General features: G+C 36.3%; 25 protein-coding genes and 1 riboswitch. Of the genes, 19 read left to right on the plus strand and 6 right to left on the minus strand.

Going from position 1 to position 25,408, the window contains the following annotated elements; translation table 11 throughout:
- Positions 1-208: 208 nt before the first annotated feature.
- The 7 genes from pxpB to HMPREF2767_RS03865 all read left to right on the plus strand — a co-directional run bounded on the left by pxpB (position 209) and on the right by HMPREF2767_RS03865 (position 7,436).
- Positions 209-937: a 5-oxoprolinase subunit PxpB gene (gene pxpB / locus HMPREF2767_RS03835; protein WP_070622664.1), complete on the plus strand. Its 729-nt coding sequence runs from the start codon at positions 209-211 to the stop codon at positions 935-937.
- A complete protein-coding gene (locus HMPREF2767_RS03840) occupies positions 927-1,919 on the plus strand; it encodes a 5-oxoprolinase subunit C family protein (protein ID WP_070457202.1) in 993 nt (330 codons plus the stop codon). Before pxpB ends, HMPREF2767_RS03840 begins: the two co-directional genes overlap by 11 nt.
- Complete coding sequence (locus tag HMPREF2767_RS03845; protein ID WP_070457203.1) at positions 1,919-2,362, plus strand: acetyl-CoA carboxylase biotin carboxyl carrier protein; 444 nt, start codon at positions 1,919-1,921, stop codon at positions 2,360-2,362. The genes HMPREF2767_RS03840 and HMPREF2767_RS03845 overlap by 1 nt, the downstream gene beginning before the upstream one ends.
- Position 2,363: 1 nt before the next feature.
- Positions 2,364-3,716: an acetyl-CoA carboxylase biotin carboxylase subunit gene (locus HMPREF2767_RS03850; protein ID WP_070457204.1), complete on the plus strand. Its 1,353-nt coding sequence runs from the start codon at positions 2,364-2,366 to the stop codon at positions 3,714-3,716.
- A gap of 5 nt (positions 3,717-3,721) precedes the next feature.
- A complete protein-coding gene (locus HMPREF2767_RS03855; protein ID WP_068128996.1) occupies positions 3,722-4,480 on the plus strand; it encodes a LamB/YcsF family protein in 759 nt (252 codons plus the stop codon).
- A gap of 21 nt (positions 4,481-4,501) precedes the next feature.
- Complete coding sequence (locus HMPREF2767_RS03860; RefSeq protein WP_070622665.1) at positions 4,502-5,716, plus strand: NRAMP family divalent metal transporter; 1,215 nt, start codon at positions 4,502-4,504, stop codon at positions 5,714-5,716.
- Positions 5,717-6,143: 427 nt separating this feature from the next.
- The gene (locus tag HMPREF2767_RS03865) at positions 6,144-7,436 is read left to right on the plus strand and encodes an MFS transporter (protein WP_083302050.1); all 1,293 of its coding nucleotides are present in this window, start codon (positions 6,144-6,146) and stop codon (positions 7,434-7,436) included.
- Between the two features lie 160 nt (positions 7,437-7,596).
- Here the strand turns inward: HMPREF2767_RS03865 and HMPREF2767_RS03870 are convergent, their stop codons facing one another.
- Complete coding sequence (locus HMPREF2767_RS03870) at positions 7,597-8,169, minus strand: thymidine kinase (protein WP_068130989.1); 573 nt, start codon at positions 8,167-8,169, stop codon at positions 7,597-7,599.
- Positions 8,170-8,288: 119 nt separating this feature from the next.
- Here HMPREF2767_RS03870 and HMPREF2767_RS03875 point away from each other — a divergent pair, with 119 nt between their 5' ends.
- A complete protein-coding gene (locus tag HMPREF2767_RS03875; RefSeq protein ID WP_070622666.1) occupies positions 8,289-9,338 on the plus strand; it encodes a nitric oxide synthase oxygenase in 1,050 nt (349 codons plus the stop codon).
- A 68-nt stretch (positions 9,339-9,406) separates the two neighbouring features.
- Here HMPREF2767_RS03875 and HMPREF2767_RS03880 read toward each other — a convergent pair whose 3' ends face one another.
- The 4 genes from HMPREF2767_RS03880 to HMPREF2767_RS03895 all read right to left on the minus strand — a co-directional run bounded on the left by HMPREF2767_RS03880 (position 9,407) and on the right by HMPREF2767_RS03895 (position 16,063).
- Positions 9,407-11,758 carry a hypothetical protein gene (locus tag HMPREF2767_RS03880; protein WP_070622667.1) on the minus strand — a complete coding sequence of 784 codons (2,352 nt, stop codon included), beginning with the start codon at positions 11,756-11,758 and terminating at the stop codon, positions 9,407-9,409.
- Positions 11,759-11,895: 137 nt separating this feature from the next.
- The gene (locus HMPREF2767_RS03885; protein ID WP_070457211.1) at positions 11,896-13,392 is read right to left on the minus strand and encodes a peptide MFS transporter; all 1,497 of its coding nucleotides are present in this window, start codon (positions 13,390-13,392) and stop codon (positions 11,896-11,898) included.
- Between the two features lie 117 nt (positions 13,393-13,509).
- Positions 13,510-14,451 (minus strand): ornithine cyclodeaminase family protein, encoded by a 942-nt coding sequence (locus HMPREF2767_RS03890; protein WP_070622668.1) that lies wholly within the window; start codon positions 14,449-14,451, stop codon positions 13,510-13,512.
- 136 nt (positions 14,452-14,587) lie between these two features.
- Positions 14,588-16,063, minus strand: a complete 1,476-nt coding sequence (locus tag HMPREF2767_RS03895) for an SLC13 family permease (protein ID WP_371440758.1) — start codon at positions 16,061-16,063, stop codon at positions 14,588-14,590.
- A gap of 294 nt (positions 16,064-16,357) precedes the next feature.
- On the opposite strand from HMPREF2767_RS03895, the gene HMPREF2767_RS03900 reads away from it, so the two are divergent.
- On the plus strand, positions 16,358-16,822 hold the full coding sequence (locus HMPREF2767_RS03900) for a hypothetical protein (protein ID WP_070622670.1): 465 nt from the start codon (positions 16,358-16,360) through the stop codon (positions 16,820-16,822).
- 16 nt (positions 16,823-16,838) lie between these two features.
- Here HMPREF2767_RS03900 and HMPREF2767_RS03905 read toward each other — a convergent pair whose 3' ends face one another.
- The gene (locus HMPREF2767_RS03905) at positions 16,839-17,399 is read right to left on the minus strand and encodes a hypothetical protein (protein ID WP_144265395.1); all 561 of its coding nucleotides are present in this window, start codon (positions 17,397-17,399) and stop codon (positions 16,839-16,841) included.
- Positions 17,400-17,529: 130 nt separating this feature from the next.
- On the opposite strand from HMPREF2767_RS03905, the gene HMPREF2767_RS03910 reads away from it, so the two are divergent.
- The 10 genes from HMPREF2767_RS03910 to HMPREF2767_RS03955 form a co-directional block, all read left to right on the plus strand.
- On the plus strand, positions 17,530-18,936 hold the full coding sequence (locus HMPREF2767_RS03910) for a YfcC family protein (RefSeq protein ID WP_210391805.1): 1,407 nt from the start codon (positions 17,530-17,532) through the stop codon (positions 18,934-18,936).
- 67 nt (positions 18,937-19,003) lie between these two features.
- A complete protein-coding gene (locus HMPREF2767_RS03915; protein WP_070622673.1) occupies positions 19,004-19,564 on the plus strand; it encodes a DUF1307 domain-containing protein in 561 nt (186 codons plus the stop codon).
- A gap of 72 nt (positions 19,565-19,636) precedes the next feature.
- A complete protein-coding gene (locus HMPREF2767_RS03920) occupies positions 19,637-20,068 on the plus strand; it encodes a MarR family winged helix-turn-helix transcriptional regulator (protein ID WP_070457216.1) in 432 nt (143 codons plus the stop codon).
- Positions 20,069-20,125: 57 nt separating this feature from the next.
- On the plus strand, positions 20,126-21,082 hold the full coding sequence (locus tag HMPREF2767_RS03925) for a ring-cleaving dioxygenase (protein ID WP_070622674.1): 957 nt from the start codon (positions 20,126-20,128) through the stop codon (positions 21,080-21,082).
- A 9-nt stretch (positions 21,083-21,091) separates the two neighbouring features.
- Entirely contained in the window at positions 21,092-21,691 is a 600-nt protein-coding gene (locus HMPREF2767_RS03930) for an alpha/beta hydrolase (RefSeq protein WP_070622675.1), read from the plus strand.
- A gap of 24 nt (positions 21,692-21,715) precedes the next feature.
- Positions 21,716-22,231, plus strand: coding sequence for a YceI family protein (locus HMPREF2767_RS03935; RefSeq protein ID WP_070622676.1), 516 nt, complete (start codon positions 21,716-21,718; stop codon positions 22,229-22,231).
- A 73-nt stretch (positions 22,232-22,304) separates the two neighbouring features.
- Positions 22,305-22,407, plus strand: a riboswitch (SAM riboswitch).
- Positions 22,408-22,480: 73 nt separating this feature from the next.
- On the plus strand, positions 22,481-23,515 hold the full coding sequence (locus HMPREF2767_RS03940; protein ID WP_070622677.1) for a methionine ABC transporter ATP-binding protein: 1,035 nt from the start codon (positions 22,481-22,483) through the stop codon (positions 23,513-23,515).
- Positions 23,499-24,149, plus strand: coding sequence for a methionine ABC transporter permease (locus tag HMPREF2767_RS03945; RefSeq protein ID WP_070622678.1), 651 nt, complete (start codon positions 23,499-23,501; stop codon positions 24,147-24,149). The genes HMPREF2767_RS03940 and HMPREF2767_RS03945 overlap by 17 nt, the downstream gene beginning before the upstream one ends.
- A 23-nt stretch (positions 24,150-24,172) precedes the next feature.
- Positions 24,173-24,985 carry a MetQ/NlpA family ABC transporter substrate-binding protein gene (locus tag HMPREF2767_RS03950; RefSeq protein WP_070622679.1) on the plus strand — a complete coding sequence of 271 codons (813 nt, stop codon included), beginning with the start codon at positions 24,173-24,175 and terminating at the stop codon, positions 24,983-24,985.
- A gap of 178 nt (positions 24,986-25,163) precedes the next feature.
- Positions 25,164-25,408 (plus strand): DUF3991 domain-containing protein (locus HMPREF2767_RS03955; RefSeq protein WP_148128999.1); only part of this gene is annotated, 245 nt, incomplete at its 3' end.

Genomic DNA, 25,408 nt, shown 5'->3' on the forward strand with positions numbered 1-25,408 from the left:
AACGATATAATTAACGGAAAAGAGATATAAAGCAAGATTCGTGTTGTTTAAACAGAATCTTGCTTTTTTATTTCTTAACAGTGATTAAGTCAACTGATACAGGTCGGTTTTTATATTGAGATAGTATTATTCATACAAAACGTTGAATTATTTATCTATTTTCGTTACATTTTAGAAAAGAGAACGCTTTTTGTGAGGAGTGTGTCGGATGGATATTAAGCAGTTTTCCGAGGATTCTTTAACGATTTACCTCGGTGACACAGTGGATGTTGAGACGAATCAAAAATTGATGATTTTAAAATCGATAATTGAGTCATGGAATTTTCATGGCATTTATGAAATTGTACCGTCTTATACGTCGCTTACGATTCATTATAACTTATTAGAAACTGATGTGACAAAGTTAAAAGAGAAGCTAGGTGAAGTGGATACGGCTCTACTCGACATTTCTGAGTTGTCTTATAAAGTTGTCGAGATACCGGTATGTTACGGCGGAGACTATGGGCCAGACATCGAACGTTTTGTAACGGATGAGTTTACAGAAGACGATTTAATACATCTTCATGCAGGTAGAGAGTATCATATTTTTATGCTCGGATTTATGCCAGGATTTCCGTTTCTCGGTGGGTTAGATGAAAAACTATATAAAGAACGTTTAGACAACCCACGTACAAAAATCCCTGGAGGATCTGTAGGAATTGGGGGAGAGCAAACGGGTGTGTATCCGTTTGATAGTCCAGGTGGTTGGAATATTATCGGTCGTACGCCAGTCCCGTTATACGATAATAATCGAAGTGAACCGATACTGTATGAAGCAGGAGACCGTATTGTGTTCCGTTCAATTTCTGAAGAAGAATATGACACGATTGTCGAGGCATATAATAACGGTGTTTATAAAGCAAAAGTGACGAAGCGAGGTAGTAATAATGACAATTAAAATTATTCATCCTGGAATGTATACGACAATACAAGATAGAGGGCGTTATGGATATGAGTCACTCGGTTTTTCACCAGCTGGTGCGATGGATTATGAGAGTTATTATTTAGCAAACCAGTTGATCGGTAACGACTTAAACACGCCTGTCTTAGAGATGACATTAAAAGGCGCGAAGTTTCAAGTGACGAGCAACGTGACAATTGGAACGGCTGGAGCAGATATGCCGCTACTCATAAACGATGAAGAATATAGAGTCGGAGCAGCGATTGATTTAGTAAAAGGCGATATCGTTGAATTTGGATACGCGCGTCACGGTGTGCGTACATATGTCGCATTTTTAGGTGGATTTGATATCGATGAAGAACTTGGGAGTTATTCTACTCATTCGAGAAGTAAAATTGGTGGGTTCCAAGGTAGAGCACTTCAACCGTTTGACGTCTTATATATAAACGGTGGGCTCGCGCGACATGGTTATAAAGTTGTAACGAAAGAGCTCGACACGTCAAACGTAATTAGAGTAGTTAAGGGACAACAATATGACCGCTTCGATGAGGAAAACTTAGATCACTTTTTCCATAGCGAATATACAGTATCAAAAGAAAGTGACCGAATGGGATATCGTTTAGATGGTGAATCTGTTGAAGCAACGAATCATGATATTATTAGCGAAACGATTCTATTCGGGAGTATTCAAGTGCCTAAAAATGGAAAGCCAATTATATTACTTTCAGACCGACAAACAGCGGGTGGTTATACAAAAATTGCGACCGTTGCGAAAGTAGACATTCAAAAAATCGCACAAAAGAAACCTGGAGATAAAATACAATTTAAACTCATCACGATTGAAGAAGCGACTGAGCTATATAAAGAACAGTTACGCGCCATTCATAATAAAGAGTTTATCGGAACGACAAAAGAGTTTAATAACGTAAGACGCCCAGTTTCACAGCGTATTCATACATTAATTGGAGGTAAAGCGTAATGGATATCAATACAGTAAAAGAACTGATTAAACTATTGAACGATGAGAATTTATCGGTTTTAAAAATAGAAAGTGATGATATTAAAGTACACCTTGAACGTGATACGAATGTTTCAAAAGGAGGTAGTCAGAAAGTTGTAACGAACACGCCTGTCGAACGTAAAGAAACAAACACACCAGCAGACCCTTCGAAATATGTAGAAATTACAGCACCTCAGATCGGTACATTCTATACAAAGAAAGATGAACATAGCAGTGAAAACTTCGTCGAGATTGGTGACCGAATTGAAGTGGGTGACCAAATTGGTTACATTGAAGCGATGAAAATGTTTAACGATTTAAAATCAGACGTCTCTGGAATTGTTAGAGAAATCGTCGTACACAATGGAGAAGATGTAGAATACGGGGATGTACTCGTCCGAGTAGAACCGGAGGGTAATTAGTATGAGAAAAGTATTAATTGCAAACCGCGGAGAGATTGCGGTACGTATCATTCGTACGTTAAAAGAAATGAACATGACGAGTGTTGCGGTATATTCTACAGCTGACAAAAACTCGCTCCACGTGGCGATTGCGAACGAAGCATATGCAATTGGTGGACCAAAAAGTATCGATAGTTATTTAAACATCGATGCGATTTTAACTGCAGCTGAATTATCTGGAGCCGACGCGATACATCCAGGTTATGGATTTTTATCAGAATCAGCGGAGTTTGCGAGACGCGTCGAAGAAGCGGGACTGATTTTTATTGGACCAACTGCAGATATGATGGAAAAAATGGGTAACAAATCGATGGCGCGTGAAACGATGGCGAGTGTTGGAGTACCTGTAATCCCAGGAAGTGACGGGATCATCGACTCTGCTGACGACGTAAAAGAGATTGCGAAAGTCCATAACTACCCACTCGTCATAAAAGCTGTGTCAGGTGGCGGCGGTAAAGGGATGCGTTTTGCGTATAGTGACAAAGACGTAGACAAACTATATTATGACGCTAAAAACGAAGCGAAAAATGCGTTTAATGATGACAGACTATACGTAGAAAAGTTTATCGAGAAAGCACGACATATCGAAGTTCAAGTCATTGGTGATGGTAAAGGTGATGCGGTTCACTTATATGAGAGGGACTGTTCAATTCAGCGTAACAACCAAAAGCTGTTAGAAGAAGCACCCGCTGCTATTTTATCTGACGAAGAACGTAAATACATTACAGAAACGACACGTGACGCGATGAAACAGTTAAAATATCGCGGTGCTGGAACGGTCGAGTACTTATATGTTGAAGAAGAAAAGAAATTTTACTTTATTGAAATGAATACACGTGTGCAAGTCGAACATACAATTACAGAAGAAGTGACAGGTAAAGACATTATTAAAGCACAAATCATGGTCGCTTATGACGGTGAAATAGGTTTTACTCAAGACGACGTGAGTTTAAATGGTCACGCAATTGAAGCACGTATTAACGCTGAAGATCCGATGCACCAATTTAGACCGTCTCCTGGTAAAATCGAAGAGCTGCACTTCGGGCTTGGGCGTAATGTGCGAATTGACTCACATTTATACACGGGGTATACGATACCTCCGTATTACGACTCGATGGTCGCAAAACTCATCGTAAAAGATGATGACCGTGACTCTGCACTTACAAAACTCAAACTTGTCATCGGAGAAACAGTCATTGAGCCGATTAAAACGAACTTAGACTTTCAATTTTTCTTACTGTCACATCACAAAGTAATTGCGAATGATTATGATATCAAATTTATTTACGAAGAAAATATTATCGATACGGAGTGATAACGATGACACTAACAATTGATTTAAATGCAGACTTAGGCGAAAGTTTCGGGAACTATACAATCGGAAATGATGACAAAATTATTCCGCTTATTTCGTCAGCAAACGTCGCATGTGGTTTTCACGCGAGCGACCCTAAAGTAATGTTAGAAACAGTTAAACTCATTAAAGAATCAGGCGCGGGGCTCGGAGCTCATCCAGGATTCCCAGACAAAGAAGGATTCGGACGTAGGTATATGGACTGTACAGATGAAGAAATTTATAGTATGGTATTGTATCAACTTTCTGCGCTAGACGGTATTGCGAGAACAGTCGGAGTTGAAATGAATCACGTCAAACCACACGGTGCATTATATAACGCAACGTTTACAGATAAAAACCTCGCCCGCGTAATCGCACAAGCCGTCAAAGACTTTAATCCAAATTTAAAGTTAATGGGGCTATCGGAAAACAACCTCGTAAAAGCTGGAGAAGAAATAGGTTTACAAGTGGTACATGAAGTGTTTTTAGATCGTGCGTATGAAAACGACGGTACACTTGTCTCTAGACGTAAAGAGGGTGCGATGATTACAGATAGTAAACTAGCAGTTGAACGCGGGATTAGAATGCTTATTGAAGGTAAAGTAGAAGCAATAGACGGCACAGACATAGACATTAAAGCAGATAGTATTTGTGTACACGGTGATGGTGAAAAAGCACTACAATTTGTAAGAGAAATTAAATCTGCACTTGAAGCAAAAGGAATTGAAATACAAACGATGTAATCAAGATGAAGGAGTGAACTTATGCAAGGTGAAAAACAAAAATTAACAGCGTCACAACGTAGGCTACTATTTGGCGCAGTATTCTTGATGGCTACGTCATCAATTGGTCCAGCATTTTTAACACAGACGACAGTATTTACTGAACAGTTTTTAGCGAGTTTTGGATTTGCGATTTTAATATCAATTATCATTGATATCGGCGCACAATCAAATGTATGGCGTGTGTTATCAGTTAGCGGGAAACGTGGACAAGATGTTGCGAATGAGGTATTTCCTGGTTTAGGATCATTTATCGCAATTTTAATCGTGATCGGAGGATTTGCGTTTAACATCGGTAACGTTGCAGGCGCAGGGCTCGGTTTCAATGCGATATTTGGTTGGGATGTGCGAATTGGTGCAGCAATTACAGGAATATTTGCGATTATCATTTTCCTCATTAAAAATGGAAGAGCCGTAATGGACATCGTCACGCAAGGGCTCGGTATACTAATGATTTTAATCGTGTTATACGTTGCGATTGAATCAAAACCAGATATCGGTGAAGCAGCATTTAGAACGATTGTGCCTGAAGATCCACTATCAATGTTACTTCCAATTGTTACTATTGTAGGTGGGACAGTTGGAGGATATATCACGTTTGCCGGAGCACACCGTTTAATTGAAGCGGGTGTGACAGGTAAAGAGAATTTACATTTCGTATCTAAAGCAGCAAACTATGGGATTATTACAACAGGTGTCATGCGTACGTTACTATTCTTAGCAGTACTTGGTGTACTTGCTCAAGGTGCAGTGCTAGATCCAGATAACCCACCAGCGTCAGTATTCCAATTTGCGCTTGGAGACATCGGAGTAAAAGTATTCGGTGTCGTATTACTCGCTGCAGCACTATCTTCAGTCATCGGTGCGGCATATACGAGTGCGAGTTTCTTACGCGGATTTGGAAAAGTGTTTGATAAGCACAACAACCTCATCATCATAGCTTTCATTTTAGCATCGACGATTGTTTTCGTATTCATCGGTAGACCTGTAACACTACTCATACTTGCAGGTGCATTCAACGGACTCATTCTACCAGTCACACTCGCTGCGATCCTACTCGCATCGAGAAAGAAAAGTATCGTTGGAGATTACCGCCATCCAACAGCATGGTTAATATTTGGAGTAATAGCAGTTATCGTTACTGCAGTAGCAGGGATACTATCGTTAGAGGGACTTGCACAACTTTGGAATGGATAAAGTAATAGAAGTTCGCGTATAATCGAACTATATGACAAAACAAATTTATGATTATAGTATGGATTTAAATTTTATATAAAAAGCACCCTGAAGTTGGATCAAAGCCTAACTTCAGGGTTATTTATTATTATGAGATGATCTTCTATAATAAGTTAAAGGAATAAGGAAGAATCAGGTAATTTTTTTATTTCTTCCAATACTTGATTAGGAGATTTTTCCTCGATATGCCAAGTTCTGTACGTCGTTTTTTTTATAAATTCATTTAACAATATCTCCACTTCTTTTATGCAAATTTGCATATATAAAATTTTGTCAAATTGTTGTATGATTAAGTTAATACGCATATATGAATGAGGTATAGATCCAATCATAGGTGAAATATAAACAAGAGTATTACTATACATACATAAACTTATATTAATAAGTAATGGAACCAGCTAGTATTTGTAAGAGGTGCTATATTATGAGAAATATATTCATTTATTTTGCAAGTGTCTTAGTTCTAACGACAGGTGGTCTCATATATAATTTTGCGATAAGTTATTATATATTAGACGTTACAAAGTCTCCCTTATTATTTTCAATTAATACTGTAATAATGAGTGTTGGAACAATCATCTCACTCCCGATAATGGGTACTTTTATAGATAAGTATAACAGGAAATCTATAATAATATTTTTGGAAGGGCTTTCTTGTTTAAGTCTTATTTTGCTTCTAACATATATTTATATTTATGGTTTTAATATTTATTTTCTATTTTTTATTACAGCGATTAGATCGTTCATCGTGCCGGTTGTTTCTAATGCTTTTGATGCTTCACTCACTCAATTATTTAACGAAGATAAAATTCAAAATATTTTAGGGCAGGTTGGAACGATAAGAACAACAGTGTTTTTATTAGGACCATTAATAGCAGGAGTTATCTATGGCTTTGTTACCTTAGAAACTATGATATTAATATTTTTAATTTTACAATTTATTTCTTTACTTTTAAATTTCTTTTTAGTGTTTGATGAATATGAGACTAATCCGATAAAAGAACATGAAGACAAAGAAAACATTATAAAATATGTGGTGAGAAAGAATAAAGAAGCCTTTAAATATATTGAAAAAAATGATGTCTTATGGCGGATTATTCTTTTAGCAATGATTATTAATAGTGTTGGTGCAGCAAGTTTCAGTGTTTTACCAGATACAATAATGATTAAAGAATTATCATTCGATCCATATTATGTCGGAATAGCTAGTTCCATAATGGGCTTAGGATCCTTATTAGCTACATTAGTTCTTTCGAGGTTGAAACTAAACAATCCCTTAAAAGCAATGAAAATGGCATTTTTAGTACTAGCTATAGTAATGACTACCTTTACATTACCTGTATACGTTAATATGAACAATATTTATAGCTTGGTATATCTATCGCTGATAGGATTGACTATGGCTTTTACATTTCAATTTGTATCAATACCAATGATGAGTTATATGCAAAAGAGTATCGATAACCAATTCAAAGGAAGAGTTTTTTCTCTGTTAAATACTTTAGGAAATGTTTTGTTGCCTATTGGAACTTTAATATTTGGAGCTCTTTATGAAATGAAAATATATTTTTCAGCTAACTTATTTTCTTCAATCATAGTTATTATTGTTGCTTCCTTATTATTAAATAATAGTGTGATTAGGAAGAGCAAAACAATATATAATAACAAAATTCAACTATAGAAGGAGGGATGAAAATGGTACTAAAATTACAAGAGTTAAATCCATTTTCATCCTTAATACCAATCTATTATAGATTTTTTCTGAATGCCGAAACACACCTAAAGTTGGATTCTAGTATTCAACTTTAGGTGTTTAGTTCAAAATCTCTCTTTTACCGTTTCTATACTAAATCCAATCGCTCTTTATAGCACTTACGACATACAGGGACGTATTCTTCGTCACCGATTTGAATCGATTCACCGACATTTGTCGGAATATTATTATGTAATCTCATGTTTAATGTCGCTTTTTTATTGCAGAACTGACAAACCGTTTTTAATTCGTCAATAGCATCAGCGAGTTCCAGTAGTGTACGACTGCCTTCAAACAATTCATTTCTAAAATCTGTTTTTAAACCGAAAGCAATGACAGGAATATCGAGTAAGTCTGGAATATCGCTTAAATTATGAATGTCTTTTTTCGATAAAAATTGAGCTTCATCGATTAAAACTGCAAATACTTTTTCTTTCTCATTCTCTTTTTTAACTTTTTCAAAGATATCATCCGTTATATACTCTGCTTCGAGTTCTAAGCCGACTCTAGATTTTATTTTTTTATACCCACTTCTTGAATCAATCGGTGTTGTATACGCCAAGCATCTCTTACCTTGAGTCGTATATTGATGATGCGTCGTGATAATTTGATTACTTTTGTTACTTTGCATTGTCCCGTAACGAAAATAAAGTTTCGCCATAATAATCCCAACCTTTATATAATCAGCAACAATTTTATCATGAATTTCAGTTTTATGTATTATAAAAGTCTATTCTCGTGTAACATAATAATAGAATAGATAATGTTAGGGACGATTGTATGGGGCTATTTAAACAAGCAACAGAGTTTATTGAAATGATGTACGACGAGTTAAAATTAGGTGATCCAGCGAATAGGTTAAGCGAGATTAAAAAAGAGATTGATGAGACGAACCATTACACACATACGTCTAAAGAGTTAGAATACGGAGCACGTGTTGCTTGGCGTAATTCGAACCGTTGTATTGGTAGATTATACTGGGAAAGTCTCGTCGTTAGAGACGAGAGACATATCGATAATGAAGCGGATTTTGTTGAATCGATTGAAACGCATATTAATGATGCGACAAATGGTGGTAAAATTGTGCCGATGATTTCAGTGTATAGTAATGATATTAAGCTATATAACGAACAACTTATACGTTACGCAGGATATGATAATGTCGGAGATCCGAGGTCGAGAGCAGCGACTAAACAAGCAGAAAAGGTCGGTTGGAAGAGTGAACCAGGTGACTTTAATGTGTTGCCTCTTTTATATAGAGTAGGTGATGGAGAGATTCATTATCATGAATACCGTGAAGGCCTTATTAAAGAAGTAGACATCGAACATCATCATTATCCAAAGTTAAAAGATTTAGGTCTTAAATGGTACGCGGTACCGATTATTAGTTGTATGGATTTAGAAATAGGTGGAATTTATTACCATACAACACCGTTTAATGGCTGGTATATGGAAACAGAAATCGCGGTTAGAAATTTTACCGATGATTATCGATATAACAAATTAGAAAGTATCGCTAAAGCACTAGAATTAGACATGTCGAAGACGACGACATATTGGAGAGACCGAGCGCTCGTAGAAATTAGCTACGCAGTTTATCACTCGTTTAGAGATAGTAAAGTAACGATGGTCGATCATATTACAGCATCTAAACAATTTAAAACATTTGAACGATTAGAACAAGAAGCGAGACGTACAGTAACAGGAAAGTGGAGCTGGCTCGCACCCCCGTTATCACCGTCTCTGACTCATAACTATCATTACGGATTTGATAACACAATGAGGTCACCAAATTTCTTATATCGAGAAAACAAATGCCCCATGCATTAAAAATATTTCTTAGGAAATAATGAGACTGTAGATAACTCTTAAGAGGTCTACAGTCTTTTTTGTTATCTTTATTTATTTACTAACGCTCCTGTTGAGGAGAGTCTATATTTTAATTCGACTTTTGAGATAGTTAAGCTATATGTTTTCTCTAAGTATTTAACCATTTTATTTAATGACATTGGATTCTTTGTATAGATATCTTTTAACACGTCACTTTTTGACTGAACGTTAAGATCGTTAGTGTAAATGATTGGTGAACTGAAGCTTTGAGGGTATATGTTTTGTCTCGTTGCTAAAATTCTCTCTAACGTATAATCATTTAAGTAATCGAACAACTCGTGTTTAAATCCATGTTTTTTTAAGAAGGGTAGTGTAAAGTATTTATGTTTCTTCGTAAATTGTTTCACTTCATAGATGAAACTATCCACCATCGGTTTGGAAATTCCAAGATTTATTAAGTAAGTATAGTGGATGAGTTCATTTGGGCTAAGTCTAAAGATAATTAAATCTCTTTCGAGTTTGTATGTCTCAGAGTACCATTGTTGTGCTTTAAAAATTTCACGCGTATCAGTTTCAAATACTTCTTTAGAGATAATCCACGCTTTAATTGCTTCATGTGCATTGTTAAACGTGTCTTTGTAAATAATGGCGCTACCTTTTGTCGTATAGCCAAGATTATGGAATAATTGCTTACTCGGAATGAGTTCTTTATTTGCAATTTCAGATAAATCAGCCATGACGTCAGAGACTAAATAAATCGGTTCAGTGAGACGTTTTTTCGCTTCTTTATAAAACGACTCACATTTAGGAATCGTATTATGGCAACGAATGATTCCGTCAAATATATAGTCGACGTGTTGATTAGAAATATACGTAAACATCGTATCTCTGTGTAACCCGTAGTCATTTTGTAAATGATCGAGGAGTTCATTTAACGATCTACCGGTGAACTGACATACTTTATCTTCTATAAAATTTTGGTGGCTGCACCCGACTTGAATCGTACTAATTCTAATGATGGAAATGACGTCGTTAAATTTTGATAGACCGACTTTATTCATAAGACTACCGAGTTCATATCCATTTATAAGACCAATCTTCGACAGCGTTTTTTTATGATTTTCGTATACGAATTGTAATCCGTAGCTCCCTTTTAACGTCGATAATATATCGTTAATGATTTGAAACGTGTCTTGTGTGATGTTCGTATCATAGTATCTAAACTGATGTTTAATACTCTTTACGACAGAATATGAGTTGTCGATAATCGATTCAAACCGACGTATATCTGTTGGTTTAATATTTAGCACAGGGTTAGTTGTTAATTCGTTCATATATATTTCGTAAAATGATTCGAGTGCAAACGATTGGTCTTTATATCGATATACTAAATCTTCAAAGAGATTCGTGCTCGATTGTGTCACGACGTTACCTTCACTGTTTATAAACATCTTTTCAAAGTAGAGAAGGCGATCCAATTCCTCTTTTGTTAATATGTGGTCTTTAACGATTGCTTCGACGTCAGTTGAGAAATCATTAGTTTCAAATTTATTATATAAGTACGATATTACGTCATCATCTAATTGAAACACATACTGAAACGTATCACGAGGCATATTGTACTTTGTGATGTATTTACTATAATCATTCTCTTTTAAGTAATGCGGAATAAAATTCGCATTGATACGAGAAACATAAGTCAGTACAGTCGTTCTTGACACGCCAGTACTCTTACCGATTTCACGAACACTGACACCGTCTAGGCGCATTAAATACGTGGCTTTATTTGGAAAATCAAATGCGAGAACGTCTTTTAGAGACCAACGTTTGACGTAGTATTTATCTTTAACTTTTACAATAATTTCGTCATCTGTTAAAGCTGCTAGAGTTTCATATACTTTTTCTTTACCGTTTGAATAAAAATTATTCGATGATTGAATTAATCTTGCGACATCAATAGGCTGATCAATATCGTGTTCGACGAGTAATACGTATGAAATCACATCAATATATTTTTCAGAAAAAACGCTTTCAAATTCTTTTATAGCGGCTTGAGCTTTCTTATATATGGACCCGGCACCACGTTTTAAGTGGTAGTCATATTGTTCTTTAGAGAGCTGTTTTAATTGCTGAATAGTTTCAAAACCAGCATTTTTTAATGAGCGATGGACAGATGGTGTCATTCCGAAGCCTTTCAGTAAATCGATGTGCATTAAATCATCGACAGAAAGCGTGGCATTCTCTTCATATAACACGCTACAAATTCTTCGGATTTGAATATCTAATTCGCTATAGTTTGATAACACACGTTTGTTACTATATACGAAGTCGATCAATCTATACTCATCTTTAACGAGTGGTTTTACTGCGTTGAGTAGCTTTTTGTTATGTACGGATAACACAAATAATGAAATCGACACAAGAACTCCCTCCTTCATTATTTAAATAATTATGATTATTATATCACTTCATTTTAATAATGAAAGCGTTATTTTGTATAAAAGTAAAATAAAAAACTGTAATCTAGTGAGTGAATCACTAAATTACAGTTTTATGTTTATAAGTTACCCATTACTTTACGAATTTTAGGTCCTAAAATAATTAATATAACAGCAACGATAATTGCAAATGAACCTAAGTACATGAAGTACGCTTTCGTATCAATGAGGTCATATAATTTAACCATTTGTGCGTTCAGGCCTTGTGCCATTGCATTGGATAAGAACCAAACAGACATCATTTGTGATTGGAACGCTACAGGTGCAAGTCGTGTAGTAGTTGAAAGTCCGATTGGTGATACGAATAACTCACCAATTGTAACAAGGAAGAAGCTTAACACGAGCCATAATGGATGTATTAACCCTTCTGTACTTAAAGGAACAATCATAATTAAGTACGCTGCTCCGGCAAGTAATACGCCGACTGTAAACTTTGTGACAGTTGACGGGTTACGATCTCCAAGTTTCACCCATAGTCTAGAAATAATCGGTGCAAAAAATACGATGAATAACGGGTTTAATGACTGGAACCAAGCAGCTGGTATATTGAAATCAATTAAACCATTTGTAATATTTGCTACGCTTAATTCTGTTTTAGTATCTGCAAATGCTGCAAGTACTGTTGCTCCTTGTTCTTGAATCATCCAGAATACAACAGATGCTAAAAAGAGCGGAATGTAAGCAAATAAATGCGAGCGCTCCTTCTTGGATACTTTTTTCGATAGGATCATTTTCGTAATTAAAACAGTCGGTAAAATGACACCTAAAAATGTAATGAAGTTAGCGAATGCACCAATTGTTAATGTATTCGTCATTAAAGTAATTGTTATAAATAGCACTATCGCAATGATTGTGACTGCTGCGATAATACCGAATTTTTTCTTTTCTTCAGCTTTTAATGGATCGGATGGTTTTAAGCCGAGATCGCCAAGGTTTTTCTTGTTTGTGATTACATAAGTTAATAACCCAAAGAACATTCCGACAGCTGCAAGAGCAAATCCTGCATGGAAGCCGTATTTAACTTGTAATGTTCCAACGAGTAACGGTGAAATTAAACTTCCTAAGTTAATGGACATATAAAATAATGTAAATCCACTGTCGACCCTCGGGTCGTCTTTTTCATATAACATACCAACATTTGTAGATATATTTGGTTTTAATAATCCGGTACCAATAATGAGTAGAAGTAATGCAATCATTAAAACAGTAAAGTTATTTGGCAGTGCGAGTAAGATGTGACCAAGCATGATGAGTATTCCACCATAAAAAATCGAATGGCGAATACCAAATACTCTATCTGCGAGCCATCCTCCGATAATACCACTCATGTAAATTAACGCACCGTAAATCGATACGATTTGTAACGCAGTAGACTGTTCAAGTCCGAATCCGCCTTTTGTTACTGAGTAGTATAAGTAGTAGGCTAGAATCGCTTTCATACCATAGTAACTAAAACGTTCCCAAAATTCAGTAAAGAATAATGTAGATAACCCTCTCGGTTGACCAAAGAATCCTTTATCTGGAATTGACTGCTTGCTTGAATTATTGTCAGTCATATAAAATCCCCTTTGATTAAATTATAAAATGAACATAAGCTAGTGTAACACAATTTTAAATATTTCGTAGAAATAAAAACGAGAAGCTTAAATAAAGCTTCTCTTTAAAAGTAAAAATTAAACTAATTTTTTATATGCGCCAATTGCTGCTGACATATCGTAGTATGATGCACCGACTGATTTGAAGATTGTAATGTCTTTTTCATCTCTTTCAAATTCTTGATCTAATGCATCGTTTAAACCGATTGCTTTTTCCCACTTAAAGTCACCAGTTTTAACAGCGTGAATGAATTCACCTGCTTCTTCGATTACACCGTCGACGTCGTCGAATATGACGTGGCGTGCACGTTTAATTGAGTCGGTATGAATTTCACGCATCTCTGGCATATATGATCCGAGACCATTAATGTGTGCGCCGTCTTTTACATGTTCGTCTTCAAATACTGCTTCAGTAGAGTTTGTTGCGGTATTGATGATGTCTGAATCACGTGTTACGTCGTTGACGTTTTCACATATTTCGATTTCTGCTTTTACACCATGTGCTTCAAGACGTGCTTTAAAATCATCACATTTACTTAACGTACGGTTAAAGAGGCGAATCGTTTTAATATCGCGCACTTCAAGTACACCGAGTGCTTGCTCAAACGCCATACCGCCTGTTCCGATGATACCTAATTCTTTTGCATCTTTTTTAGCGAGTAAGTCTGTAGCGATACCCGTCATCGCACCGGTACGTAATCGTGTTAAATAACTCGCACTGAGTACTGCGACGTTTTCACCGTGCTCGAGTTCTGTCAGTACAGTAACTGCTTGAGTTGCAGGGTAGCCGTCTTTAGCATTGTCCGGGTAGATCGAGATAATTTTCACTGCTGAAAATTTCTCTTTATTATCAACACACGGCATGTAAAGCATTACTTTATCGCCATCTACAGGAATAACAGTACGCTGTTCCATTTTAATAAGACCCTCATTTAAAGTCTGTAAAGTATTGTGCGTATCTTTAATTGCTTCGTCCATTTTATAGACTTGTTCGATTTCTTGATCGTTAAAAGTCTTCACTTAAAACCCTCCGTAAATTAAACTTTTTCTGTAGTAATCTTGCTTTCTTCAACTTGTGGCTTATGTTTAATTTGTAACACACTGACTTAAATTAATAAAGCGTGCTGAACGTTTTGTTCAACACGCTTTTAGTATTTTAGATTAAACCAATCCATTTCCAGTATGTTGCACTGAATAGGAATATTAAGAGTAACCCGATAATTGTGAGTGGGACACCTGCTTTAAAGTATTGTTTAACAGTAAATGTTTCTGTACCGTATGCGAGCATTCCTTGTGGTGAACTGATTGGTAGTAGGAATCCAAAGCTGATTACAAATTGTTGAATTAATACGAAACCTATTGCTTGGTCACCTAAGTCTAATGTCGCTGTAAGTGATATAAATACCGGAATTAACGCCGCTGCTAAACTTGTCGCACTCGCAAATCCTAAGTGGATGAGTACGTTAAAGATTGATACGATAATGATCGTTGCAAGAATCGGCATTGAGTCTAATCCAAGTGATCCGAATGTTTTATCACTTAACCACTGCGCGCCACCTGTGTTTAGTAGTAAACTACCGAGTGAGATACCCGCACCGAACACGATTACTGTGCCCCATGGGATATATTTGACAGCGTCTTCCCATTTAATGACGCCGATTTTAGGCATTAACATAATCGCAATCGCTACTAAAGTTAACGATGAAGAATCGATTGGGTGGAGTACTTTTTCAGTTGCCCATCCGAGAAGTAGTAATACTGAGATGATGATTAAACGCCACTCACGTCCAGAGATTTTACCCATGTCATCGAGCTGTTGTTTAATCATTTCAGAACCACCAGGTACTTCATCGTACTCAGGTTTCATGACTTTCATCATGACAAAGTAAAGGACTATAGACATTAAGATCGACCACGGAGCTGCGTATAAGAACCATTCACCCCATGAAATGTCGACGCCCATCGTGTCGCTAATAAAGTTTACTGCAACTAAGTTTTGCGCTGCTGCAGTTTTAATACCGATGTTCCAAATAGATACGGCTTGTACTGCAGTGATGACGAGTAAACCTGCGAGTTTACTATCTTTTGAAATATTAAACGCTGTAATCATACCGATTAAAATCGGGATAACTGCTCCAGCACGTGCTGTTGCAGATGGAACGAAGAACGCTAAAATAATCGCAACGATAATACTACCGATGACGATACGTGACGTCTTATTACCAACGAGAGATAAGACGACGAGCGCTAAACGTTTGTGTAAATTTGTCGCTTGCATCGCTGCAGCTAAAAATAGTGCTGCTGCTACAAGGACGAGTGCAGATGACGAGTACCCACTAAACGCCAGTGATAATGAGTTTTTCGTACCGACTAAGTCACTACCTGACGCTGCTCCTTTTGTTAAGTAATCTCCTAATTCACCTGCTGGACTAAACCCGATGAGTAATATAATCAGTGCGAGAATCATTACTGAAGGTGTCGGATAAGATACCGCTTCAGTCACCCACATAATGACAGCAAATGCTAAAATCGCAAGCGCCATATGTGCAACGACTGGTAAACCGTCTGGTGTCGGCATAAGTAATATAGCAAATAATACGACGAAAGCTACAACCGTCCAAACGATGTTCATAGAACGTTTTTTATTTTGTGTTTGATCGTTTTCACGACTCATCAAACCATCCCTTTCTATACTATTAAATCAAATAATAGTCTCACTCTTATTATAAAGGCTATCTATGTGAAAATAAATACAAACTGTGACGATATTGTTATAGTTTAAATCGTCATTACATATATAGACGTTTTTCATCGATGTTAACCTAAAAATACTAGATTTATAGCACTTTCTAAAAGAAATCGAGTGGACAAATAATCGTTTAAATTGCACAATTAAAGTAATCATATGTGAAACGGAGATAATAACATGAAACGACCTGTATTTATAGGGCTTGCGGTATTATTTGTAGTATTTATCGTGTTTGCAGGTTTTAAGATCGCAAACCATCAAAAGTATGCGAATGTGTACGAAGAAATATATTCGATTTCGAAAACGAAGTATGCATCTTCATCGACCGTGTTTGATAAAGAAAAAGACGCGATTGAAACAAAGTATGAAGATGTTAAAGAAATCGATGAAATGCGCGTACAATATAATTTTTCAGATGTTGACGGTGGATTTGTCGTCGAATTGTTTGATGGGGCTAGTGTGTATACCGTGCGTTATAATGCTTCGGATAAAGTGCTGTACGAATCGTTTTCTGGTGATGAAAGTAAAGAAGCGGAGTTAAAGGAAGTGTTTAAACGTGAGTTTTTAGAAGACTGGTTTAATACACGTGCGAGTCGATTTAGTATGGATAATTTAGGAGACGTTGAAGTCATTAATGAATAAAAAAACGGGTAATGAGTTATTTTTCATGCTTCTCATACCCGCTTCTCGTTAATTTTTTTCGTATATCTCTTTTGTTAAATGGGAAAGTTAAACCGATTAATGTTTCGCTTTCTGTATCGCTATTAAGTGCTTGCTTCATATACGATTTACCGACTAAATATTCCCCGTCTCTATAATAATTTGAATTAAAACCTTCAACTGTATCAAAACTCTTTACGCCATCGAGCAGCTCTTTTCGAAGGCGTTTTTTTCTGTTACTAAGTTCTGAAGTTTTAATATGTCCTTCTTTAGTCGTAAAGATTTTAGTTTTCTCGATCGATATTGGTTGATTATCTTTGTATGTAATTTTGACGATAGATGACGTATTGTGGACGTTATCGATATTTTTATAAATCTCTTCGTTATCGTCTAGAGTTGTTAAACTCTCTTCTATGAGTAGATACGCTTTTGTATCACGATGAGATTTTTTAAAACGATTGTCAAACCAAATGGAAATAAAAACAATAAATACCAAAAGTAATACGATAAATATCCAACCACTAAGCGTAGTAGGCATCGATAGCTGATTGTAAAGCATAAGTCACCTTCTTCTATGTAGTCGTTAATACTTTACACACATTTACTAAAAAAGAAACATAAAAAATCACTTTACTTTTTGTAATCGCTTACTTATATTTAAAGTATCTTTACTTTAAGGAGGTTGTATTGTGAAGGAGAAAAAAGAAAAGTGGTATAAACGTCTGGAAATGCCAGATGCATTCGTCATTATATTTAGTATCGTACTACTCGCGGCTGTTTTATCTTACTTAATACCAGCTGGGACATTTGTACGTGAAGAGGTTGACGGAGTAACGCGTGTCATTCCAGGAAGTTATACGTATGTAGAATCTAACCCTGCGAATGTATTGGATTTATTTGTTTCGATACAAAAAGGGATGATCGACACAGCGAATATTATATTTTTAATTTTGATAGTCGGTGGAATCGTTAAGATTATTGAATATACTGGTGCGATTGATGCCGGAATAAACGTCCTAATTCAAAAGACAAAGGGCCGTTATATGGTTTTAATTACTCTCGTTGCCTTAACGTTTGGTATTTTAGCATCTATGGGACTCGTAGCGAACGCGGTAATCGCATTTGTACCGATTGGTATTGCGTTAGCTAGAAACTTGAAACTCGACGCGATCATTGGAGTATCGATGATTTACCTCGGCTATTATGCCGGGATGGTTGCAGGTATTTTTGACCCAGTTGTATTAGTGTTCGCACAAACGATAGCAGAACTTCCACTATTTTCTGGTATGACATTACGTGTATTTATATTTATCGGTATGATTTTATCGGTCATTATATTTACAAATCGTTACGCGAAAAAAGTAAAAAATGATCCGTCAAAATCTATATTAGGTAATCGACCATTTAATGACGATGAAGGAATCACAAATATTGAACCTCCGAAATTTACTGTATTACACGGAATTAACTTACTCATTTTCGTCGGATATCTCGGGTTTTTCATCTGGGGAGCATTTACGAGAAGTTGGGGAATTAATGAGTTAGTTGGTGTATTTTTAATGATGGGCTTTACAGTTGGATTTGTGTCACGTATTTCGCCTAACAAATTCGTTAAAATATTTATTGAAGGTGCGCGTGGTATTACATACGGTGCTTTAGTCGTTGGTCTCGCGCGTGCGGTCGTTATTATATTAGAAAACAGTCAAATTCTTGATACGATTGTAAATGCAACGCTCGTACCGTTACAAGCGATGCCGACATATATTGGCGGACTTATGTTATTTGTGTTTAACTTACTATTTAACTTCCTCGTAACGTCTGGTACTGGGCAAGCGGCCATCGTTATGCCATTAATGGTTCCGATTACGGATGTCATAGGAATTACAAGACAAACAGGTGTATTAGCATTTATACTCGGTGACGGTATTACAAATATCGTGGCACCGACGTCTGGTGTACTTATGGCAGTACTTGCGGTTGGTGGAGTGAAGTGGACGGACTGGCTGAAATTCGTTTGGCCGATATTACTTTCATGGATTGTAATTGGAACACTTGCGCTTCTATATGCGCTCGTTACAGGATACGGCCCATACTAATATCGGTTGCTTAAGGATAAAAATAACTTTACACTTATGACACAAAACAATTTAAGGTGGTTTTGAAATGAAAAAGTTATTCTCTATATTTTTATCTTTAGCAGTTTTAGTCACACTTGCTGCTTGTAGTAATGATGATAACAGTGAGGAAGTAAAAAGCGCAAAACAACAAGAACCAGTTGAAAATAAAGAAGAGACTAGCGAACCTAAAGAAGAGGAAAGTGAAACTAAAGAAGAGACTGTCACATACGAGAAAGAAGAGCAGGGTATTTTAGTGACGGTTGATTTAATTCATAAAGGTGAGGAACTAATCCGACAAGTTACGACAACAAAAGCAGATTACGAAGCCATTAACGTTTCTAATAAAGATGAGGCAAAGCAAAGATTTGAAGACATCGATGCTTTTGAAGCGTATGAAGGTGAAGAAGGTTTAAATTACGATGTAGAATTTAAAGAAGATCATTTCATAGAAACGATCGAAGTCGAGTATTCAAAAATAAGCCCAGAAAAGCTAAATGAATTAGTACGTCCAGCAGAAGATAACAAGACTGGTGAAATACAAAAAATAAGCCTTGATTTAACGATTAAGGAACTCGAACAAGCAGGATTTAAACTTAAGGAAAAATAAAATTTTTGACAAGATTTATATAACATTATACAATTAGTTCGAATTCGAAATAATTTTAAGGGGTGACATTTTATGACGAGGCAAAGCGATGCTTTAAAAACATTCGTGGCACTTAAACGTACGACAGATAATTTTTTTAAGCGAGTTAAAGCAGATATAAAATGTCACGGCCTGACTGTGAATGAGTTTGCGGTACTTGAAGTGTTATATAACAAAGGGCCACAACCCATTCAACAAATTAAAGAAAAAATACTCATCGCGAGTAGTTCAACGACGTATGTGATCGATAGTTTAGAAAAACGTAATTATGTCGTTCGTACACAAGATCTATCGGATAAGCGTACGTATCATGCGAGTCTGACTGAAAAGGGATATCAGTTGATTGATTCGGTGTTTCCAAGTCATGCTCAAATGATTGAATCATGCTTTCAAGATTTAGATGATGCGTCGTTAACTCAGCTTAGAGAATTATTAAAAATAGTTTCAACTCGAGTATCTAAATGATGCCGAGTTTGTTTTTATGATATATTTCGAATTCGAAATAATGTAGGAGGTAAAATTATGGAAAACAAACTTCTAGGACTCCACCACGTAACGGCAATGACAAAAGATGCGATAGAAAATTATAAGTTTTTCACTGAAATTTTAGGCATGCGACTCGTGAAAAAGACAGTCAATCAAGATGATATTTATACGTACCATACATTTTTTGCAGATGATGTTGGGAATGCAGGTACGGATATGACATTTTTTGATTTCCCAAATCAAGTTAAAGGTAAAAAAGGCACAAACTCTCTCTATAGAACGTCATTTCGCGTACCAAGTGACGCGGCAATTGAATATTACAAAAAACGTTTTGAAACATTTAATGTCACACACGAAGAAATCACTGAATTTAATGGGCATAAAGTTTTACGCTTTGAAGATGATGAAGAGCAATACTATCAACTTATATCTGACGAAGATAACAGAGGTGTTCAAGCAGGAATTCCGTGGAAAAATGGTCCGGTACCAAAGGAATATGCGATATACGGACTTGGGCCAATGGTCATTAAAGTCAGTTATTATGATGCGTTTATTGACATGTTACAAAATGTGTACGACATGGAAGTTGTATCTAAGAATGACACGTATACTATTTTAACGATGGGTGAAGGCGGTAATGGAGCTGAATTGCACGTGTTCCACGATGAAAAGAGTGAAGACTCTAAACAAGGTTATGGAGAAATTCACCATGTGGCATTTCGCGTAAAAGATGATGAAGCATTGAATAACTGGGTTCAGCGCTATAAAGAACACCGTGTGCCTAACTCAGGAATCATCGATCGATTTTATTTTAAAGCGTTATACGCAAGAATTGGTCATATTCTCTTTGAAATCTCAACAGATGGACCAGGATTTATGACCGATGAACCATACGAAACACTCGGTGAATCATTAGCATTGCCGCCAGCTTTAGAACATAGACGTGAAGATATCGAAACGAGAGTTCGTCCGTTTGACACTTCAAGGAAGTAGGTGAATGTTATGCACTATATATTTAACAAGGGCCAAAAAGGTAAACCGATATTCTTGCTTCTACATGGAACAGGATCAGACGAAAGAGGATTACTGCCACTCGCAAACATATTAGATGATTCATATGGCGTGTTATCAGTTAGAGGTAATGTTCAAGAAAACGGCATGAACCGATATTTTAAACGACTTAGTTTCGGTCAGTATGACTTAGAAGATTTAAATTATAGAGGGCAAGAATTGCTCGATTTTCTACAAGAAATATCAAAATCTGAAGGGTTCGACCTAAAGGATCTAATTCCAGTTGGATTTTCAAATGGCGCAAATATCGCAATTCACTTACTACTACGTGAAGATGTTGATTTTAAGCGGTCAATACTATTCGCACCACTTTATCCATTAGATCTAACTGATAACAGTAAAGATATGTCGAACCTAAAAGTGTTTTTATCAGTCGGGGATAACGATCCAATGGTGACACTAGAAGATAACGAATATGTAGAACAACTTTTTACTTCACGTGGAGCAAAAGTAACAACAGTTCATGTAAATGGACATGAAATTACAACTGATGCAGTTGAGAAAGCAAAAACATGGTTATTAAATCATTAAATTTATAAGGAAGAAGGAATTAAAATGACAACATTTAAATTAGACAAATCACACAGCTCAGTAGAATTTTCTGTAAAACATATGATGGTATCTACAGTGAAAGGTAGATTCACAGAATTTGATGGAGAAATTTCAGGTGATCTTGAAGACTTAAGCACATTACAAGTTAAAGGAATTGCGCATGTAGATTCAATCGAAACTAAAAATGCAGATCGTGACAATCATTTAAGATCCGCAGACTTTTTCGATGTAGAAAAATACCCTGAAATAGAATTCGTCTCGAAAACGGTAACAGACAATACGATTACAGGTGATTTAAAAATAAAAGATGAAGTTCATGAAGAAACTTTTGAATTTGAACATAACGGCGTGCACAAAAATCCATTTACAGATTCTTACGTGACGGGAGTTATTTTAAGAGGTACGATCAACCGCGAAAAATATGGACTTACTTGGAACCAACCGTTAGAAGCTGGAGGCGTCATGGTAGGTAAAGACGTCAAATTTGAAATCGGTGCAGAATTCGAAATCGCAGAATAATTTGTATAATTTTCAGAAAACATGTTGACATTCGTTTTTGAATGAATTACAGTTATATCCAACAATTTAATTTATCTTATCCAGAGAGGTGGAGGGACTGGCCCTTTGAAGCCTCGGCAGCGAGCATTTTATATGTGTTGTGCCAATTCCAGTAGCGTTTAGCTAGTAGATAAGAATAGTGCGACCCTATTTTTATCTATATAAAAATAGGGTTTTTTATTTTGTAATTTGCGTTGGAAGGTGAATTTTGTGATTCAAATTGAAAATGTCTCAAAGACATTTAATCGTAAAGGTGTAACAACCGAAGCACTAAAAAACGTTTCACTGGATATAAAAGAAGGTGAAATATACGGTATTGTCGGCTTTAGTGGCGCTGGGAAAAGTACGTTACTCCGTACGATCAACCACTTAACGACGCCGACAAGTGGCGAAGTCATCGTAGATGGTAAACATCTAAGCAAAGCGAATAGTAAAGAAATTCGTGAGATTAAAAAAGATATCGGTATGATATTCCAACATTTTAACTTGCTGAATTCAAAAACAGTATTTAAAAACGTGGCAATGCCGCTAATTTTATCTGGTACACCGAAAGAAGAAATTGAAAAAAGAGTAAACGAACTCCTTGATTTCGTCGGTTTAAAGGATAAAGCACAGAATTACCCAGATGAGTTGTCAGGTGGTCAAAAACAACGTATCGGAATCGCAAGAGCGCTCGCAACACAACCAAAAATTTTACTCTGTGACGAAGCGACGAGTGCTTTAGACCCTGAAACGACAGCATCGATTTTATCTTTACTTAAGAGAGTAAATGAAGAATATAACATTACGATTTTACTCATCACGCACGAAATGAGTGTCGTAAGAGAAATTTGTGACAAAGTTGCGATTATGGAAAATGGTGAAGTGATAGAGTCTGGTAGCGTGTTTGATATATTCTCAAATCCAAGCACGAGAACGGGTGTTAAATTCGTAAACACAGTCATGCATAGCGAAGTTCCGGACTTCGTACTTAGACTATTAAGCGACGATATAAAGCGTCATATTTATCGACTCAATTTCATCGCAGATAGTGCAGGCAAACCCATACTTAGTCAATTGTCAAAACGCTATGACGTTGAAGCGAGCGTGTTGTTTGGAAACATTACAGAGCTTCAACGTACACCGTTTGGTAATCTAATTGTCGAATTTATCGGTGAAGCGGATGAAATCGAGAAAGTTAAAGCATTTTTAACAGAACAAGAGGTCTTATATAGTGAGGTGACAAGAAATGCTAGTGAGTACTGATCGAATTTTAATTGCACTCGTTGAAACACTTCAAATGGTGACGATATCGTTTGTCTTTAGTATTTTACTCGGGATTCCACTTGGGGTGTTACTATACGTCACGAGAAATGGCGGAATTTTAGAAGAAAAAATAACATTCACTATTTTGAGTTTCGTTATTAACATTTTAAGATCAATTCCATTCATCATCTTACTCGTTGCAATTATACCGTTTACGAGACTCATCGTCGGAAGCTCAATTGGAACGGCGGCTGCGATTGTACCGATGGTCGTCTATGCAGGACCATATGTTGCAAGGCTCGTAGAATCATCGCTACTAGAAGTAGATGACGGAGTATTGGAAGCGGCAGATGCGATGGGCGCAACGCCTCTACAAACAATCTTTAGATTCGTTATCCCGGAAGCGTTAGGTTCACTCATCTTAAACTTCACAATCGCTACGATCGGTTTAGTTGGAGCATCAGCGATGGCTGGAACTGTTGGTGGTGGAGGAATTGGAGACTTAGCCATTACTTACGGTTATCAAAGATTTGATGGTATGACGATGTTAGTCACAGTAGTTATCCTCGTCGTTTTAGTTCAAGGATTACAGTCACTTGGAAATGGATTATCAAGAATAGTTAGAAGAAAGTAAAAATTAAAAGGGGAAATTTTATAATGAATAAATTACATGTATTATTTTTAGCACTTATATCTATCGTTGTCCTTAGCGCATGTGGTAATAACGAAAAAGTGAAAATTGGAGTTAGTGGTACAGATACGACAGTTTGGGATTTTGTCGCTGAAAAAGCGAAAAAAGAAGGTATTGATATTGAAATCGTATCGTTTAATGACTACGTTCAACCAAACACTGCACTTGCTGACGGTGATATCGATGCGAACGCATTCCAAACAGTTGCGTACTTCGATGAGTTTATTAAAGAAAGAGATTTAGACTTAGTACCGATTGCAACGACGAACTTAGCGCCGATGGGAATTTATTCTAACAAAATCAAAGATTTAAGCGAGTTAAAAGAAGGAGACACAATCGCATTACCAAACGACGTTTCAAACCAAGGGCGTGCGTTAATGCTTTTAGAAGAAGCGGGAGTTATTAAATTAGTCGATAACTATAACGGTTTAGATTCAATCGAAGATGCGATTGTTGAAAACAAGAAAAATATCGTATTTAAAGAAGTTGCGCCAGCTCAAATTCCAAGAACGTTAGATGACGTTACAGCTGGAGCGATCAACAACGGAATCGCAAGTGATGCAGGTTTTGATATTCAAAACGATTCAATTTTCTTAGAAGACGACACAGCAACGCCTTACGTTAACATTATCGCAGTCCGCGCTGAAGATAAAGATAACGAAACACTGAATAGAATTGCTGAACTTTACCAAGAAGATGATACGAAACAACTAATCTTAGATACTTATGGTGGTGCGTTAATTCCAACGTTCATTCCACTTGAAGATATTGGTTGGTAATAGAAAAATCCACTTTTAAAATGATGTGTTACCCAAGTTGTACTATTTGGTATTATACTGATTTTAAGGTATGTCTCTTGAAGAATTCAGGAGACATACTTTTAATTTGAGCTAAATTCTATATTTTTATAATAATCGATGCATTCAATTAGAAGCTTATGCGCCCTCTTATGACAGTATGAAAGAAGATCTGTCGAAAGTAAGAGAATATTTAATTAATGATAGGAAGTTAAATCCAGACATTGTAAATACATTGATGAGTAAAGGATTTATCCGACAAGATGAGAGAAATAATGCCGTTTATACATGGGTGAATAATGGAGAAATTGTTGGTCATAATTCAGAGGAGAGTTATAAGAAAAAAGATGGTGGAAGATACAAGCATATAGCGAGTGGTGCAAATCAAAAATTTGGTTTCTCATT

The organism is Nosocomiicoccus sp. HMSC067E10, assembly GCF_001810835.1.
In the GTDB taxonomy this organism is placed as follows: domain Bacteria; phylum Bacillota; class Bacilli; order Staphylococcales; family Salinicoccaceae; genus Nosocomiicoccus; species Nosocomiicoccus ampullae_A.

Bases quoted from the DNA above. Each gene is read 5' to 3' on its own strand.
- pxpB (WP_070622664.1), top strand. From the start codon at position 209: ATGGATATTAAGCAGTTTTCCGAGGATTCTTTAACGATTTACCTCGGT.
- HMPREF2767_RS03840 (WP_070457202.1), top strand. From the start codon at position 927: ATGACAATTAAAATTATTCATCCTGGAATGTATACGACAATACAAGAT.
- HMPREF2767_RS03845 (WP_070457203.1), top strand. From the start codon at position 1,919: ATGGATATCAATACAGTAAAAGAACTGATTAAACTATTGAACGATGAG.
- HMPREF2767_RS03850 (WP_070457204.1), top strand. From the start codon at position 2,364: ATGAGAAAAGTATTAATTGCAAACCGCGGAGAGATTGCGGTACGTATC.
- HMPREF2767_RS03855 (WP_068128996.1), top strand. From the start codon at position 3,722: ATGACACTAACAATTGATTTAAATGCAGACTTAGGCGAAAGTTTCGGG.
- HMPREF2767_RS03860 (WP_070622665.1), top strand. From the start codon at position 4,502: ATGCAAGGTGAAAAACAAAAATTAACAGCGTCACAACGTAGGCTACTA.
- HMPREF2767_RS03865 (WP_083302050.1), top strand. From the start codon at position 6,144: ATGGAACCAGCTAGTATTTGTAAGAGGTGCTATATTATGAGAAATATA.
- HMPREF2767_RS03870 (WP_068130989.1), bottom strand. From the start codon at position 8,169: ATGGCGAAACTTTATTTTCGTTACGGGACAATGCAAAGTAACAAAAGT.
- HMPREF2767_RS03875 (WP_070622666.1), top strand. From the start codon at position 8,289: ATGGGGCTATTTAAACAAGCAACAGAGTTTATTGAAATGATGTACGAC.
- HMPREF2767_RS03885 (WP_070457211.1), bottom strand. From the start codon at position 13,392: ATGACTGACAATAATTCAAGCAAGCAGTCAATTCCAGATAAAGGATTC.
- HMPREF2767_RS03895 (WP_371440758.1), bottom strand. From the start codon at position 16,063: ATGAACATCGTTTGGACGGTTGTAGCTTTCGTCGTATTATTTGCTATA.
- HMPREF2767_RS03900 (WP_070622670.1), top strand. From the start codon at position 16,358: ATGAAACGACCTGTATTTATAGGGCTTGCGGTATTATTTGTAGTATTT.
- HMPREF2767_RS03905 (WP_144265395.1), bottom strand. From the start codon at position 17,399: ATGCTTTACAATCAGCTATCGATGCCTACTACGCTTAGTGGTTGGATA.
- HMPREF2767_RS03915 (WP_070622673.1), top strand. From the start codon at position 19,004: ATGAAAAAGTTATTCTCTATATTTTTATCTTTAGCAGTTTTAGTCACA.
- HMPREF2767_RS03920 (WP_070457216.1), top strand. From the start codon at position 19,637: ATGACGAGGCAAAGCGATGCTTTAAAAACATTCGTGGCACTTAAACGT.
- HMPREF2767_RS03925 (WP_070622674.1), top strand. From the start codon at position 20,126: ATGGAAAACAAACTTCTAGGACTCCACCACGTAACGGCAATGACAAAA.
- HMPREF2767_RS03930 (WP_070622675.1), top strand. From the start codon at position 21,092: ATGCACTATATATTTAACAAGGGCCAAAAAGGTAAACCGATATTCTTG.
- HMPREF2767_RS03935 (WP_070622676.1), top strand. From the start codon at position 21,716: ATGACAACATTTAAATTAGACAAATCACACAGCTCAGTAGAATTTTCT.
- HMPREF2767_RS03945 (WP_070622678.1), top strand. From the start codon at position 23,499: ATGCTAGTGAGTACTGATCGAATTTTAATTGCACTCGTTGAAACACTT.
- HMPREF2767_RS03950 (WP_070622679.1), top strand. From the start codon at position 24,173: ATGAATAAATTACATGTATTATTTTTAGCACTTATATCTATCGTTGTC.